This is a genomic window from Stutzerimonas balearica DSM 6083, from assembly GCF_000818015.1.
Classification (GTDB): domain Bacteria; phylum Pseudomonadota; class Gammaproteobacteria; order Pseudomonadales; family Pseudomonadaceae; genus Stutzerimonas; species Stutzerimonas balearica.
This window is the reverse complement of the sequence record NZ_CP007511.1, coordinates 1,686,169-1,699,900: the sequence shown is the minus strand read 5'-3', so window position 1 is coordinate 1,699,900 and position 13,732 is coordinate 1,686,169. Positions and strand designations below refer to the sequence as shown.

The 13,732-nt window shown below is 62.8% G+C and carries 14 protein-coding genes; 7 read left to right on the top strand and 7 right to left on the bottom strand.

What is annotated here, in order from left to right; genetic code table 11:
* Positions 1 to 50: 50 nt before the first annotated feature.
* Positions 51 to 1,142, bottom strand: a complete 1,092-nt coding sequence (aroC, locus tag CL52_RS07835; protein ID WP_041105224.1) for a chorismate synthase — start codon at positions 1,140 to 1,142, stop codon at positions 51 to 53.
* Between the two features lie 140 nt (positions 1,143 to 1,282).
* Here aroC and CL52_RS07830 point away from each other — a divergent pair, with 140 nt between their 5' ends.
* On the top strand, positions 1,283 to 2,248 hold the full coding sequence (locus CL52_RS07830; RefSeq protein ID WP_043219631.1) for an alpha/beta hydrolase: 966 nt from the start codon (positions 1,283 to 1,285) through the stop codon (positions 2,246 to 2,248).
* Between the two features lie 50 nt (positions 2,249 to 2,298).
* Positions 2,299 to 3,072 (top strand): hypothetical protein, encoded by a 774-nt coding sequence (locus tag CL52_RS07825; protein WP_043219628.1) that lies wholly within the window; start codon positions 2,299 to 2,301, stop codon positions 3,070 to 3,072.
* On the opposite strand, the gene prmB is transcribed toward CL52_RS07825, so the two are convergent.
* Positions 3,069 to 3,998: a 50S ribosomal protein L3 N(5)-glutamine methyltransferase gene (prmB, locus tag CL52_RS07820; protein WP_041105218.1), complete on the bottom strand. Its 930-nt coding sequence runs from the start codon at positions 3,996 to 3,998 to the stop codon at positions 3,069 to 3,071. The genes CL52_RS07825 and prmB overlap by 4 nt on opposite strands.
* Positions 3,999 to 4,229: 231 nt before the next feature.
* On the opposite strand from prmB, the gene CL52_RS07815 reads away from it, so the two are divergent.
* The 4 genes from CL52_RS07815 to folE all read left to right on the top strand — a co-directional run bounded on the left by CL52_RS07815 (position 4,230) and on the right by folE (position 6,490).
* Positions 4,230 to 4,826, top strand: a complete 597-nt coding sequence (locus CL52_RS07815; RefSeq protein ID WP_043219625.1) for a cysteine hydrolase family protein — start codon at positions 4,230 to 4,232, stop codon at positions 4,824 to 4,826.
* A gap of 76 nt (positions 4,827 to 4,902) precedes the next feature.
* Positions 4,903 to 5,211 (top strand): hypothetical protein, encoded by a 309-nt coding sequence (locus tag CL52_RS07810; RefSeq protein WP_043219623.1) that lies wholly within the window; start codon positions 4,903 to 4,905, stop codon positions 5,209 to 5,211.
* Between the two features lie 59 nt (positions 5,212 to 5,270).
* Entirely contained in the window at positions 5,271 to 5,837 is a 567-nt protein-coding gene (locus CL52_RS07805) for a Smr/MutS family protein (protein WP_041105212.1), read from the top strand.
* A gap of 107 nt (positions 5,838 to 5,944) precedes the next feature.
* On the top strand, positions 5,945 to 6,490 hold the full coding sequence (folE, locus tag CL52_RS07800) for a GTP cyclohydrolase I FolE (RefSeq protein ID WP_041105210.1): 546 nt from the start codon (positions 5,945 to 5,947) through the stop codon (positions 6,488 to 6,490).
* Between the two features lie 57 nt (positions 6,491 to 6,547).
* Here folE and CL52_RS07795 read toward each other — a convergent pair whose 3' ends face one another.
* Positions 6,548 to 7,150, bottom strand: coding sequence for a glutathione S-transferase family protein (locus CL52_RS07795; RefSeq protein ID WP_041105208.1), 603 nt, complete (start codon positions 7,148 to 7,150; stop codon positions 6,548 to 6,550).
* Between the two features lie 32 nt (positions 7,151 to 7,182).
* The gene (locus CL52_RS07790) at positions 7,183 to 8,349 is read right to left on the bottom strand and encodes an aminotransferase-like domain-containing protein (RefSeq protein WP_043219619.1); all 1,167 of its coding nucleotides are present in this window, start codon (positions 8,347 to 8,349) and stop codon (positions 7,183 to 7,185) included.
* A gap of 81 nt (positions 8,350 to 8,430) precedes the next feature.
* On the opposite strand from CL52_RS07790, the gene CL52_RS07785 reads away from it, so the two are divergent.
* Positions 8,431 to 8,877, top strand: a complete 447-nt coding sequence (locus CL52_RS07785; protein WP_043219617.1) for a MarR family winged helix-turn-helix transcriptional regulator — start codon at positions 8,431 to 8,433, stop codon at positions 8,875 to 8,877.
* Between the two features lie 79 nt (positions 8,878 to 8,956).
* Here the strand turns inward: CL52_RS07785 and rpsA are convergent, their stop codons facing one another.
* From rpsA to CL52_RS07770, 3 genes are all read right to left on the bottom strand, one after another.
* On the bottom strand, positions 8,957 to 10,639 hold the full coding sequence (gene rpsA, locus CL52_RS07780) for a 30S ribosomal protein S1 (RefSeq protein ID WP_041105204.1): 1,683 nt from the start codon (positions 10,637 to 10,639) through the stop codon (positions 8,957 to 8,959).
* 174 nt (positions 10,640 to 10,813) lie between these two features.
* Positions 10,814 to 11,500 (bottom strand): (d)CMP kinase, encoded by a 687-nt coding sequence (gene cmk / locus CL52_RS07775; protein WP_041105202.1) that lies wholly within the window; start codon positions 11,498 to 11,500, stop codon positions 10,814 to 10,816.
* Positions 11,497 to 13,716 carry a bifunctional prephenate dehydrogenase/3-phosphoshikimate 1-carboxyvinyltransferase gene (locus tag CL52_RS07770; protein ID WP_043223011.1) on the bottom strand — a complete coding sequence of 740 codons (2,220 nt, stop codon included), beginning with the start codon at positions 13,714 to 13,716 and terminating at the stop codon, positions 11,497 to 11,499. Before CL52_RS07770 ends, cmk begins: the two co-directional genes overlap by 4 nt.
* Positions 13,717 to 13,732: the final 16 nt, after the last annotated feature.

Here is a 13,732-nt window from a genome sequence, read left to right as displayed (position 1 = left end):
GCCGGCGCCGGCCGAGGTGGCGCATGCACCCCCTCGCCACGCCGCTCGCCTCATCGCTGCCCGAGCACCGGCGTGGACACCGCCACTTCGGCATTCTGCGCGCGCTGGCGCAGCAGGTGGTCCATCAGCACGATGGCCATCATCGCTTCGGCGATCGGCGTCGCACGAATACCGACACAGGGGTCATGCCGCCCCTTGGTGATGACTTCGACAGGGTTGCCGTGCACATCGATCGAGCGGCCGGGCGTGGTGATGCTGGAGGTCGGCTTGAGCGCCAGATGGGCAATGATCGGCTGGCCACTGGAGATACCGCCGAGAATGCCGCCCGCATGGTTGGACAGGAATCCCTCCGGAGTCAGCTCATCGCGGTGCTCAGTGCCGCGCTGGGCTACGCACGCGAAGCCGGCACCGATCTCGACGCCCTTGACTGCGTTGATGCTCATCAGCGCATGGGCCAGCTCGGCATCCAGCCGATCGAAGATGGGCTCGCCGAGGCCCGGCATCACGCCGTCGGCGACCACGGTGATCTTCGCGCCCACCGAATCCTGGTCACGGCGCAGCTGGTCCATGTAAGCCTCAAGCTCCGGCACCTTGTCCGGATCGGGGCAGAAAAAGGCGTTTTGCTCGACGCTGTCCCAGGTCTTGAAGGGGATCTCGATCGGGCCGAGCTGGCTCATGTAGCCACGCACCTGAATGCCGAGGCTTGCCAGGTACTTCTTGGCAATCGCTCCAGCCGCCACGCGCATGGCGGTTTCACGCGCCGAGCTGCGGCCACCACCACGGTAATCGCGGACACCATATTTGTGATGGTAGGTGTAGTCGGCATGCGCCGGGCGGAACAGGTCCTTGATCGCCGAGTAGTCCTTGGACTTCTGGTCGGTGTTGCGGATCAACAGGCCGATCGGGCAGCCAGTCGTCCTGCCTTCGAAAACGCCAGAGAGGATCTCGACCTCGTCGGCTTCCTGGCGCTGGGTGGTGTGGCGGCTGGTGCCGGGCTTGCGCCGGTCCAGGTCTCGCTGCAGGTCCTGCAGGGACAGCTCCAAACCCGGCGGGCAGCCGTCGACGATGGCGACCAGCGCCGGGCCGTGACTTTCACCAGCAGTGGTGACGGTGAACAGCTTGCCGTATGTGTTGCCGGACATGCAGGGGCTCCGCGATCGACCAAGACAAAGGGCCGGAAGTATACCTGAGCACGGCTGTCTTTAATCGCCCGGCAACCGCACCATGGCGGAACGAAAACCCTCAATCGGCGTCCGACTAGCCCCATTTCCCGAAAGCCGCCATGCGCCTACTGGTACTGATCTGTATGTTGGTCCTGCCGCTTGCCAGCCAGGCGCGCAGCGTCCTGACCGAGCCCGTCACGCTCGACACACCGAGCGGCCGGCTGTTCGGCACGCTCGTGCTACCCGGCGACGGCCGTTCGCCCATGCCGGTCGCCCTGCTGGTCGCCGGTTCGGGGCCTACCGACCGCAACGGCAACAGTCCTTTTGGGCGCAATGACAGTCTGCGCAAGCTGGCCGCCGCGCTGGCGAAGATGGGTGTCGCCAGCCTGCGCTATGACAAGCGCGGCGTCGCCGCCAGCCTCGATGCAGGGCGCGACGAGCGAACGCTGAGCGTCGAGGGCTACGTTGATGACCTCATTGCCTGGAGCCACCGGCTACAAGCCGACCAACGCCTCGGTCCGCAGATTTTCATCGGCCACAGCGAAGGGGCACTGGTGGCCAGCCTGGCAGCCGCACAGGTCGACCCGGCAGCGCTGATCAGCATTGCCGGCAGCGGCCGACCGATCGACGAATTGCTGCGGCAGCAGCTGCAAGGCAAGCTGGGCCCGGACCTGCTCGCCAACAGCAGCTACCTGATCGACGAACTCAAGGCCGGGCGAACCAACGAGCAGGTTCCCGAGCCACTAAAGGTGCTGTTTCGTCCGAGCGTCCAGCCGTACCTGATATCGCTTTTTCGCCATGATCCCGCCACGGCTATGGCTGCAACCCGCTGCCCGACACTGATCATCCAGGGCAGCCGCGATGCCCAGGTCAGCCTGGCCGACGCCAGCGCCTTGCACGCCGCCAGGCCCGAGGCAGAGCTCGCCGTGATTGCCGGCATGAACCATGTACTGCGGATCGTCGCGCCAGACAGTCCTGCCCCGCTGGCGTCGTACAACGAGCCACAACTACCGCTGGCCCATGAACTGCTCGTTCGCATCGAGACCTTTCTGCTCGATACTGGCCTGCTGCCATCCTCCAGATAGCGGCCCTGCTGCCGATAAGACGGCGCAGCAGCCTTGCGGACCGAGCCAGCATGACCGAGCCATCACCGACCACCGACGCCGAAAACGCCAATCCGCCCAAGCACCCGTGGAGCGAGCTGCCCGCCGAGCGCTTCGAGTTGCTGCGCCTGGCTCCGCTGCCGACCGAGCGTGATCTGGGGCCGCGTCCATTGCGCTTCGTCGAGCTCGGCCAGGTCGAACGCCACAGCCAGCAACAGAGCCTGCTACGCCTGTTCATTCAGGTGCCGGGACAGTTGCGTGCTCGCAAGCTGAACATGCTCGAAGTCTGGGCCGATCATCGCAGCAAGGAGATCCGCTTCGGCCCCGACAGCGGCCTGCAAATCGAGCCGGCGAACCGCGGGCTGGGGCGCTTCCTGCTGGCTCGCGCGATCCGCTGGGCGCAGAAGCGCTGGGGACACTACCTGGTCGAGGGCGGCACACTGCCGGCGGAGGCGCTTAGCGACGAACAGCGCATGCGCCGCGACCATTGCCTGCGAACCCAGGGCTTCGACGTCGACTACCCGACCGCCGGCGGCGCACGGCCGAGCTACAGCGCGCCACGCGTCAGCGCGCTGCGGCCAGACTGGAACGAAGACAAGGTGCAGGTCATCGGACTCAGCGATGCCGCCGCGATGCTGGAGCAGGCCGACCGCAACCTGCTGGACCAGCAGAACCAGCTCGGCCAGCTGCAGGAACGCATCAGCCGGCTCCGCCGTGAGGACGGCACGCTGCGCTTCACCATCGTCTGCCTGATTGCCTTTGCGCTGTTCCAGGCCGGCCTGCTGATCTGGATGGCGACGCGTTAACGCCCGGTCGGAACGAGCCGCTGGCGAAACAGCGCCTGGTGTTCACGGCACTGCTGCGCCGCCAGCAGGAACACGCCATGACCGCCGCGCTGGAATTCCAGCCAGGTGAAATCGACCTCCGGGTACAGCGCCTCGACGTGGACCTGGCTATTGCCGACCTCGACCACCAGCAGGCCATCATCGGTGAGATGGTCGGCGGCCTCGGCGAGCATACGCCGGACCAGGTCGAGGCCATCGTCACCGCAGGCCAGGCCAAGCTCGGGCTCGTGCTGGTACTCGTCAGGCATGGAGGCGAAATCCTCGAGGTCGACATACGGCGGGTTGGACACGATCAGATCGAAACGCTGGCCCGGCAGCCCATCGAAGCCATCGCTCTGTACCGTGTACACCCGCCCTTCCAGCTCGTGCTGCTCGATGTTCAGGTTGGCCACTTCGAGTGCGTCGTACGACAGATCGGCGAGCACCACCTCGGCGTCTGGAAACTCATAGGCACAGGCGATACCAATGCAGCCCGAGCCGGTGCACAGATCGAGGATGCGCGCCGGCGTCTTGGGCAACCATGGGGCGAACTGGCGCTCGATGTATTCGGCGATCGGTGAGCGCGGCACCAGCACGCGCTCATCGACGATAAACGGCAAGCCACAGAACCAGGCCTCCCCCAGCAGATAGGCCGCCGGCACACGTTCTTCGATACGTCGGCGCAACAGCTCGTTCAGGTGAAGACACTCGGCTTCTTCGAGCCGGCAGTCGAGGTACGCATCGGCCATCGCCCATGGCAGGTGCAACCCACCGAGGACCAGCAGGCGCGCCTCATCCCAGGCGTTGTCCGTGCCATGCCCAAAATAGACCTCATGCTCGTGAAAGCGGCTGACCGCCCAACGGATGTAGTCACGCAGCGTTTGCAGACGCGAGGGCGAAACGATCATGACGGCGCCTCCTGGAAAAAGCCGGGCAGTTTAGCAGCGGTGGCGAAGGCCAGCGAGCGCCGGGCAAGCCTGCTAGAACGACAGATAGCGGGTCTGTAAATGCACCGATCGGCGGGAGCGCCCGGGGTCGCCGGGCTGTACGCTGCGCGCGGCGGACTTTGGCGTACCGGCGGTTCACAACCTCGTCCCGGCACGCCACAATCAGCCCCCTCATGGAACAAGGAGTCGAGAATGACCAAGCCACAGACCATGCTTCAACTGAGTGGCCGCAGCTATGCACCTGCGACGCTGGCCAACGCCACCTTGCTGGTCATCGACGTACAAGAGGAATACCGCAGCGGCGTGCTGGCGTTGCCCGCGCTGGGCACGGCGCTGCCCGAGATCACCCGCCTGCTCGCCGCGGCCCGGGAAGCCGGCGCGCCCGTGGTGCACGTCCATCATCTCGGCATTTCCGGCGGCCTGTTCGATCCGCAGGGTTTTCGCGGCCAGATCATGCCCGAGGCAGCCCCGCTAGCCGGCGAGACCATAGTCGCCAAGCGGCTGCCCAACGCCTTCGCCGGCACCGACCTGCATGAACTGCTGCAGCAACACGGTCGTCTGGACCTGATCGTCTGCGGTTTCATGACCCATTCGAGCATCAGCACCACCGTGCGTGCGGCAAAGGACTATGGCTACCGTTGCACGCTGGTCGACAGCGCTTGTGCAACCCGAGACCTGCCCATGGGTGAAGGCACTGTCGATGCCGATCAGGTCCATCGGATGGAAATGACCATTCTGGCGGACAACTTCGCCGTCTGCGTACCCAACACCGAGGCGCTGACCCGCTGACACGGCCAGCCCCTTTCGTTACCACCCGGGCGCAACCGCGGTTGAGGCCGGCCGCCGACCCGGAGAGGTAGATTCGATGAGAGTGCCTGACAGCTTCGATGCGCGCCGCCTTCGACCACGCCGCCGCTGCAGCGCCTGGGTGCGTCTGGCCGGCCTGCTGGCATTGACGCTGTGCTGTGCCGGCCTACTGTTGACCGCAACGGGACTTGCCGCCCTCGCAGGGCAGGCATCGGCCGAACTCGCTGCCGATGCAGGTGGGCCGCTGACGGCTATCGGCCTTGCCCTGCTCTTGGTCGGCCTGCTGCTCTGGCGTCGCATTCGCCGAAGCGGGAAGCGTTCCGGGGAGCTCTGTCTCTCGCCAGGGCTGCTGAAGAAGCGACCATAGCCGCCGGGGCATGCTGCCCAGCACTTGCGTTAAACTGGCACGCCGATGCGGAGAGGCCCATGCAGAACGATCAAGATGACGACTTTTCCCTATTCCAGGCTGCAGTACGCGGCGTGAAGCCGATCACGCACGACCGGGCCGAAACAGGCAAACCGCGTAATAACAGGCAGCAGATCGCCGAGCGTCGCGCCAACGCGAGTATGAGTACCGAGGCGATCCGCGTCGACGGCCTTTCGGACCAGTTCGTCATTGATGTGGGCGCGGAAGACGAGCTGTACTGGGCCCGAGACGGTGTCCAGGACGGCCAGATGCGCAAGCTCAAGGCGGGCCAGATAGCTTTTGAAGGCAGCCTGGATCTTCATGGCCTGACGGTGGAAAAGGCGCGCCAGCAGCTTTGGGATTTCATCGCTGAAGCAACTCGCTATGAAATTCGCTGTGTGCGGGTCACGCACGGCAAGGCTGCCCGGCTGGATGGCAAGCGACCTCTGATCAAAAGCCACGTCAACACCTGGCTGCGTCAGCATCCGCAGGTACTGGGGTTCGCGTCCTGCCTGCCACGCCATGGTGGGACAGGCGCCCTCTACGTCATGCTCAAGCGGACGATGCTCGAAGGCCGCGACGAATGAAGCTGGCGCGGCAACTCGTCGCGCCATTGCCGTCATGACGCTTGCCAGCGAACCGGCTGCCGCCTACCCTTCGCGTTCGCTCTGCCAAGACACCCACAGGTCGTTCGATGTCACTGGAACACAATTACACCCAGATCCTCACTCAGCTCGGTGAGGACGTCTCTCGCGAGGGCCTGCTCGACACGCCCAAACGCGCCGCCAAAGCCATGCAGTACCTGTGCAAGGGCTATCAGCAGACGCTGGAAGAAGTTACCAACGGCGCGCTGTTCAGCTCCGACAACAGCGAAATGGTGCTGGTCAAGAACATCGAGCTTTATTCGCTCTGCGAGCATCACATGCTGCCGTTCATCGGCAAGGCGCATGTCGCCTACCTGCCTGCCGGCAAGGTGCTGGGGCTGTCGAAAGTTGCGCGGATCGTCGACATGTACGCGCGCCGCCTGCAGATCCAGGAAAACCTTACCCGCGAGATCGCCGAGGCGGTTCAGCAGGTCACCGGTGCCGCGGGCGTTGCAGTGGTCATCGAGGCCCAGCACATGTGCATGATGATGCGCGGCGTGGAGAAACAGAACTCCTCGATGGTTACCTCGGTCATGCTCGGCCAGTTCCGTGACAACGCGGCGACTCGCAGCGAGTTCCTCGGCCTGGTCAAGTAAACCGAGCCGGCACCCGCTCGGTGCCTGATCGTCCGAGCGGCTACCGGAGCCGTTTTTTCAGTCGAACATACCCACGTGACGTGGATGGCTGGCGACCCGTGCCAGCCATTCACGGATGGCCGGATAATCGGTCAGGTCGAAGCCGCCCTCGGGCGCTACATGCGTGTACGCATACAGCGCCACATCCGCAATCGAATAACGATCGCCAACCAGGAACGGTGTGCGCAACAGCTGCTGCTCCATCACATTCAGTGCATGGTAGCCGTCGAACAAGCGGGCCTCGTATTCAGCCTTACGCTCCTCCGGCAGCCCAAGGTAGACCTTGATGTAGCGCGCCACCGCAATATAGGGCTCGTGGCTGTACTGCTCGAAGAACTGCCACTGCAGCACCTGAGTGCGCAAACGCGGCTCACGCGGAAGGAACTCGCTTCCCTCGGCCAGAAAATTGAGAATCGCGTTGGACTCCCATAGGCACGAACCATCGTCGAGCTCGAGCACCGGAATCTTGCCGTTGGGATTCTTCTTCAGGAAATCCTCCGAACGAGTCTCGCCGCGCAGGATATTCACCGGCACCCACTCATAAGGCTGCTGCAGCAGATGCAGCATCAGCTTGACCTTGTAGCAGTTGCCCGACCGGTAATCGCCGTAAACCTTGTACATGACACCCTCCAGTGCCTTGAACCAACCGCCTTCTAAGCCGCCCGCGCCGCTTGCGCGTCGCGAATCACCGCTGCCAGTCGCCGCACGCCTTCGCTAAGACGCTCTGGCGCAACGTGGCTGAAATTGAGCCGCAGGTAGCCCGGGTTGCGTTCCGGATCGACGAAGAAAGGCTCGCCCGGCATGAACGCGACGTCTTCGGCCAAGGCAGGCCGAAGCAAGGTGCGTGTGTCTAGCGGTTGCTTCAGCGCGAGCCAGAAGAACAAGCCGCCCTGAGGGACCTCCCAGTTCGCCAGTTCGGAGAAATGCTCCTGCAGCGCGGCCTGCATGGCATCGCGGCGTTCTCGGTAAAACGACCTGAGCGCAGCCAGATGGTCCGCATAGGCGGCGCTGCCCAACCACTGCAGGGCTTGCCACTGGCCGATGCGATTGGTGTGTAGATCAGCCGACTGCTTGAGTCGCAGCAAATAGGGATACAGGTCGGGCGACGCAATCAGGTAGCCCACTCGCAGGCCAGGCAGGAGCGTCTTGGACACCGTGCCGGTGTAGATCCAGCTGGCCTTGCGCAGCCGGCCGACGATTGGGCTGGCCATGCCTTCATCGAATACCAGTTCGCGGTAGGGCTCATCCTCGAGCAGAGTGACTTCGAACTCATCGAGCAACGCAGCCACCGCGTCGCGCTTCGCTTCGCTATAACGCACGCCGGATGGATTCTGGAAGGTCGGGATCAGATAAGCGAATGCCGGCTTGTGACGCGCCAGGCGTGCACGGAGGTCGCTCAGGCACGGGCCGTCCGCCTCCTGCGCAACGGCCAGACAGTCGGCTCCGAACAGCTGGAACGATTGCAGCGCAGCCAGATAGGTGGGCGCCTCGACGAGGACCTCGGTACCGGGGTCGATAAACAGCTTCGAAGCGAGGTCCAGCGCCTGCTGCGAGCCACTGAGAATGAGTACCTGGCTGGCATCGCAGGGCACGCCGAGCAGCCGCGCCTGGGCGGCGATGACTTCACGAAGCTCGGGCTCCCCTTCGCTCATGCCGTACTGCCCGAGGCTCGCCGGCATTTGCGACCAATCGACCGCAGGCAGCATCGGCTCTGCCGGCAACCCACCGGCAAACGACATGACTTCCGGGCGCTGCGCTGCAGCGAGGATCTCGCGGATAAGCGAGCTTTTCAGGCGATCGATACGTTCGGAGAAAGGCATTTCGGTACCGGGATGCAGGGGCAGGAAAAATACGTCAAACTTCTTGACCGAAATTACGCCTCGCCGAATAAATACGTCAATATGCCTGACCTAAAAAAAAGCACTACGCAACGACAGATCATGGAGACCTTCTTTCTCGGCTACCAGGCGTTCACCGCCAAGCCAGACGAGATTCTCGCGCGCCGGGGCCTGTCGCGTGTCCATCACCGGATTCTGTTCTTCATCGGTAGCTACCCCAACCTGAACGTCAAGGAACTGCTCGGCTATCTGGGGGTGAGCAAACAGGCGCTGAATATCCCGCTGCGCCAATTGGTCGAGATGCATCTGGTCGAAAGCCTGCCTGCCGAGGAAGACAAGCGTAAGCGCATCCTGCGCTTCACCGCCGAAGGCGCGAAGCTAGAACAGCAACTGCGCCGCGAGCAGGTCAGGCTATTGGAGAAAGTCTTTGCCGAAATCGGCGAGCAAGCGGTGGAAAGCTGGCTGGCGGTGAACCATTCGCTCTCGGTGCGCGGACACAAGCATCGCTGACCTGGACGCCGCTGAAACTCAGGCACAAAAAAGGGCGAACCGAAGTTCGCCCTTTTTCATTCAGGAGAAAAACAGAAACTTAGTTCTGGTTTTCCATCTGAGCGCGGATCAGATCACCAATGGTGGTCGGACCAGTGCTTTCGACTTCCTGCTTGCTGCGCAGCTGGTTCATCGCGTCCTTCTCGTCCTCGACATCCTTGGACTTGATGGACAGGTTGATGACGCGGGACTTGCGATCGATGTTGATGATCTTGGCCTCGACCTCATCACCTTCCTTCAGCACGTTGCGCGCGTCTTCAACGCGATCACGGCTGATTTCGGAAGCCTTGAGGGTGGCTTCGATATCGTTGCCCAGGTCGATCACCGCACCCTTGGCATCAACTTCCTTCACGGTGCCGCGAACGATGCTGCCCTTGTCGTTCAGGCTGACATAGTTGGAGAACGGATCATCTTCCAGTTGCTTGATACCCAGGGAGATGCGCTCGCGCTCCGGGTCAACGGAAAGGATGACGGTTTCCAGCTCGTCGCCCTTCTTGAAGCGACGCACAGCTTCTTCGCCCGCTTCGTTCCAGGAGATGTCCGACAGGTGAACCAGACCGTCGATACCGCCTTCCAGGCCGATGAAGATACCGAAATCGGTGATCGACTTGATGGTGCCGGAGATGCGGTCGCCCTTGTTGAACTGGGCAGAGAAGTCTTCCCACGGGTTGGACTTGCACTGCTTGATGCCCAGGGAGATACGACGACGCTCTTCGTCGATATCCAGGACCATGACTTCCACTTCGTCGCCGACCTGTACGACCTTCGACGGGTGGATGTTCTTGTTGGTCCAGTCCATTTCGGACACGTGCACCAGACCCTCGACACCCTCTTCCAGCTCGGCGAAGCAGCCGTAGTCGGTGAGGTTGGTGACGCGAGCCATGACGCGGGTGCCTTCCGGATAACGAGCCTTGATGGCGACCCATGGGTCTTCGCCCAGCTGCTTCAGACCCAGCGATACGCGGTTGCGCTCGCGGTCGAACTTCAGCACCTTGACATCGATCTCGTCGCCGACGTTGACGATCTCGGACGGATGCTTGATACGCTTCCAGGCCATATCGGTGATGTGCAGCAGACCATCCACGCCGCCCAGGTCGACGAACGCACCGTAGTCGGTGAGGTTCTTGACGATACCCTTGACGACCTGGCCTTCCTGCAGGGACTCCAGCAGAGCCTCACGCTCGGCGCTGTTCTCGGCTTCCAGCACGCTGCGGCGGGAAACGACAACGTTGTTGCGCTTCTGGTCGAGCTTGATGACCTTGAACTCGAGCTCTTTGCCTTCCAGGTGCGTGGTGTCTCGAACCGGACGGACATCGACCAGCGAACCCGGCAGGAATGCACGGATGCCGTTGATGTCGACGGTGAAACCGCCCTTGACCTTGCCGTTGATGACGCCCTTGACCACTTCTTCAGCAGCGAAAGCCGCTTCCAGAACAATCCAGGATTCCGCGCGCTTGGCCTTTTCACGGGACAGCTTGGTTTCGCCAAAGCCATCTTCGACCGCGTCCAGAGCAACGTGGACCTCGTCACCCACCTTGATGGTCAGCTCGCCCTGCTCGTTGTAGAACTGCTCGACCGGGATGACGCCCTCGGACTTCAGGCCGGCATGCACGGTGACCCAGTCACCGTCGATGTCGACCACGATGCCGGTGATGATGGCACCCGGCTGCATGTCGAGGGATTTCAGGCTTTCTTCAAATAGTTCTGCGAAGCTTTCGCTCATGTTGATTCCTGCTGTTTTCGGGCAGCGGGCTGCCCTATCTCCACGCTCCAGACAACGTGGGTTCATTCATATAAAAAAAGGCCTGCAGGACTGGATCTGGATTCCTGCACGCCTCCTTGTAAACAGGCTCCGCACAACCGCGGAACCTGCCAGATCGCCTCTCGGCGCTCCCTCTCAGGACAGACTGCGCGCGGCGGCCTCGTCCAGAATTCGTTGCAGCACCTGCTCGATGGAGAGCGAAGTGGAATCGAGTTCGACAGCGTCTGCTGCCGGCTTCAATGGTGCCACCTCGCGTTGGGTATCGCGCTCATCGCGCGCCCGAATCTCCTCAAGAAGACTCGCGAGATTAACATCATCACCTCTTGCCTTCAACTGAAGGAAACGCCTTCTGGCGCGTTCCTCGGCACTGGCCGTGAGAAAAATCTTCAAGGAAGCGTCGGGAAACACCACGGTACCCATGTCGCGCCCGTCGGCGACCAGCCCCGGCAATTGACGGAAGGCCTGCTGCCTTTGCAGCAATGCCTGACGTACCTCGCCGAGTGCCGCCACCTGAGAGGCGCCAGCACCGACATTTTCGTTTCGGATTGCCTCGGTGACGTTATCGCCTTCGAGCCGGATGGTCATGCCCTGACCTGGCACCGCAGGCTCGAAAACCACATCGAGACCTACCGCCAGCGACGCCAGCGCGGCACCATCACTCAGCGATACACCATGCTTTTGCGCAGCCAACGCGAGCAGGCGATAGAGCGCGCCGGAATCGAGAAACACCCACCCTAACCGCTCGGCAAGTAATGCCGCGATCGTGCCCTTGCCCGATCCACTGGGCCCATCGATGGTGATAACCGGAGCCTGCTGGCTCATGAGGGCTCCTCCATCCGTACCTGCATGCCGGCACGCTGGGCCAGGGCGAGGAAGTTGGGGAACGAAGTGGCGACGTTCGCACAGTCATGAATGCGGATCACACCAGCCGAACGCAACGCCGCCACGCTGAACGACATGGCAATGCGATGATCGCCGTGGGCCCACACCTCGCCTGCACCCAGGCGACCGCCTTCGATGACGATGCCATCGGGGGTCGGCTCGGCCTTGATACCCAGTGTCGTCAGACCATCGGCCATGACCTGGATCCGGTCGGACTCCTTGACTCGCAGCTCCTCTGCCCCGCGCAGCGTGGTGCGCCCGTGAGCGCAGGCAGCCGCGACGAAGAGTACTGGGAACTCGTCGATCGCCAACGGGACGAGCGCTTCGGGGATGTCGATACCCTTGAGCTGGGCCGAGCGGACACGAATATCGGCTACGGGCTCGCCGCCAACCTCACGCTGGTTTTCGAGGCTGATATCGGCGCCCATGAGCTTGAGAATGTCGATCACGCCGGTGCGGGTCGGGTTGATCCCCACGTGCTCGAGCACGATATCCGACGCCTCGGCGATACTTGCAGCGACCATGAAGAACGCAGCGGAAGAGATATCAGCCGGGACCTCGATACGGGTACCAGTCAGCTTGTGACCCGGCTCGACGGTCACGGTGCTGCCGTCAACCTTCACCGGGTAACCGAAACCGCGCAGCATGCGCTCGGTATGGTCACGCGTGGGAGCCGGCTCGGTCACAGACGTCTCGCCCTGCGCATAGAGCCCTGCCAGCAGCAGGCAGGATTTGACCTGGGCACTGGCCATCGGCATGTCGTAGTGCATGCCACTCAGCCGCTGACCACCCTTGATGCGCAACGGCGGGCGTCCGTCGGCGCCGGTCTCGATCACCGCGCCCATTTCCCGCAGCGGCTTAGCGACGCGGTTCATGGGACGCTTGGAGAGCGAGGCGTCACCACTGAGCTCGGTATCGAAGGACTGCGCCGCGAGCAGCCCTGACAGCAACCGCATCGATGTGCCCGAATTCCCCATGTAGAGCGGACCGGCCGGGGCCTTCAGGCCGTGCAGGCCAACGCCGTGAACGGTCACGTTCCCCTGCTGGGGGCCTTCGATCACAACCCCCATATCGCGAAACGCCTGGATAGTCGCCAGTGCGTCCTCCCCCTCCAGAAAGCCCTCGACCTCGGTAGTACCCTCGGCAAGCGAGCCGAGCATGATCGAACGGTGAGAGATGGACTTGTCGCCCGGTACCCGCAGGCGACCCTTGAGGTGGCCACCTGGCTGAGCAATGAAGATCAGATCTTTGGAATGCATAACGTCCACATAGGCCCTGCGAGCCAGTATTTTGCTGAAATGTTCACGGGCCGCCTGGGCACGCGTAAAAACGCCCAGAAGCTTGCGCCCATCCTGCTGATCGATAGCAGCACGCAACTCATCGAGGTCAGCCCGAAAGTCGTCGAGCGTATGCAGCACCGCTTCACGATTGGCGAGAAAGATGTCGTGCCACATGACCGGATCACTGCCCGCTATACGGGTGAAATCGCGAAACCCTCCTGCCGCATAGCGAAAGATTTCCAGATTCTCGTGCCGCCGGGCCAACGAGTCGACCAGTCCGAACGCGAGCAGGTGCGGCAGATGACTGGTGGCTGCGAGCACTTCGTCATGGCGAACCACGTCCATGTGCTCGACATGCGCGTCAAGGGTAGCCCAAAGCCGATGCACCAGCTCGAGGGCATCTGGATCGGTCTCTGCCAACGGCGTCAGGATCACCTTGTGCCGACGAAACAACGATCCGTCGGCAGCAGTCACGCCACTCTGCTCGGAGCCCGCAATGGGATGCCCCGGCACGAAGCGATCGGGCATTCTGCCAAAGGCTGCAGCAGCGCGGCGCACGACGCTACCTTTCGCGCTCCCGACGTCGGTCAGGATCGCATCGCCCAGGTCGAGCCCGGCCAGTTGCTCCAGCAGCCGCTCCATGGCCAGTATCGGCACCGCCATCTGGACCACTTCGGCACCGCGGCAGGCCTCTTCGAGCGACTCTGCGCAGCGATCGACTACGCCAAGCTCGACGGCCAGCTCACGGGAGCGGGGATTCAGGTCGAAACCCACCACTTCACGGCACGCCTTGGCTTCTCGCAGCCCCTTGGCGAATGAGCCACCGATAAGCCCAAGCCCAACGACGACCAGACGCCCGACCAGCGGCGCCGCCATGGCTTCGCGAGCGCCA

Excerpts from the sequence above, each read along its gene's own strand:
- aroC (WP_041105224.1), bottom strand. The coding sequence starts at position 1,142 with ATGTCCGGCAACACATACGGCAAGCTGTTCACCGTCACCACTGCTGGT.
- CL52_RS07830 (WP_043219631.1), top strand. The coding sequence starts at position 1,283 with ATGCGCCTACTGGTACTGATCTGTATGTTGGTCCTGCCGCTTGCCAGC.
- CL52_RS07825 (WP_043219628.1), top strand. The coding sequence starts at position 2,299 with ATGACCGAGCCATCACCGACCACCGACGCCGAAAACGCCAATCCGCCC.
- prmB (WP_041105218.1), bottom strand. The coding sequence starts at position 3,998 with ATGATCGTTTCGCCCTCGCGTCTGCAAACGCTGCGTGACTACATCCGT.
- CL52_RS07815 (WP_043219625.1), top strand. The coding sequence starts at position 4,230 with ATGACCAAGCCACAGACCATGCTTCAACTGAGTGGCCGCAGCTATGCA.
- CL52_RS07810 (WP_043219623.1), top strand. The coding sequence starts at position 4,903 with ATGAGAGTGCCTGACAGCTTCGATGCGCGCCGCCTTCGACCACGCCGC.
- CL52_RS07805 (WP_041105212.1), top strand. The coding sequence starts at position 5,271 with ATGCAGAACGATCAAGATGACGACTTTTCCCTATTCCAGGCTGCAGTA.
- folE (WP_041105210.1), top strand. The coding sequence starts at position 5,945 with ATGTCACTGGAACACAATTACACCCAGATCCTCACTCAGCTCGGTGAG.
- CL52_RS07795 (WP_041105208.1), bottom strand. The coding sequence starts at position 7,150 with ATGTACAAGGTTTACGGCGATTACCGGTCGGGCAACTGCTACAAGGTC.
- CL52_RS07790 (WP_043219619.1), bottom strand. The coding sequence starts at position 8,349 with ATGCCTTTCTCCGAACGTATCGATCGCCTGAAAAGCTCGCTTATCCGC.
- CL52_RS07785 (WP_043219617.1), top strand. The coding sequence starts at position 8,431 with ATGCCTGACCTAAAAAAAAGCACTACGCAACGACAGATCATGGAGACC.
- rpsA (WP_041105204.1), bottom strand. The coding sequence starts at position 10,639 with ATGAGCGAAAGCTTCGCAGAACTATTTGAAGAAAGCCTGAAATCCCTC.
- cmk (WP_041105202.1), bottom strand. The coding sequence starts at position 11,500 with ATGAGCCAGCAGGCTCCGGTTATCACCATCGATGGGCCCAGTGGATCG.
- CL52_RS07770 (WP_043223011.1), bottom strand. The coding sequence starts at position 13,716 with ATGGCGGCGCCGCTGGTCGGGCGTCTGGTCGTCGTTGGGCTTGGGCTT.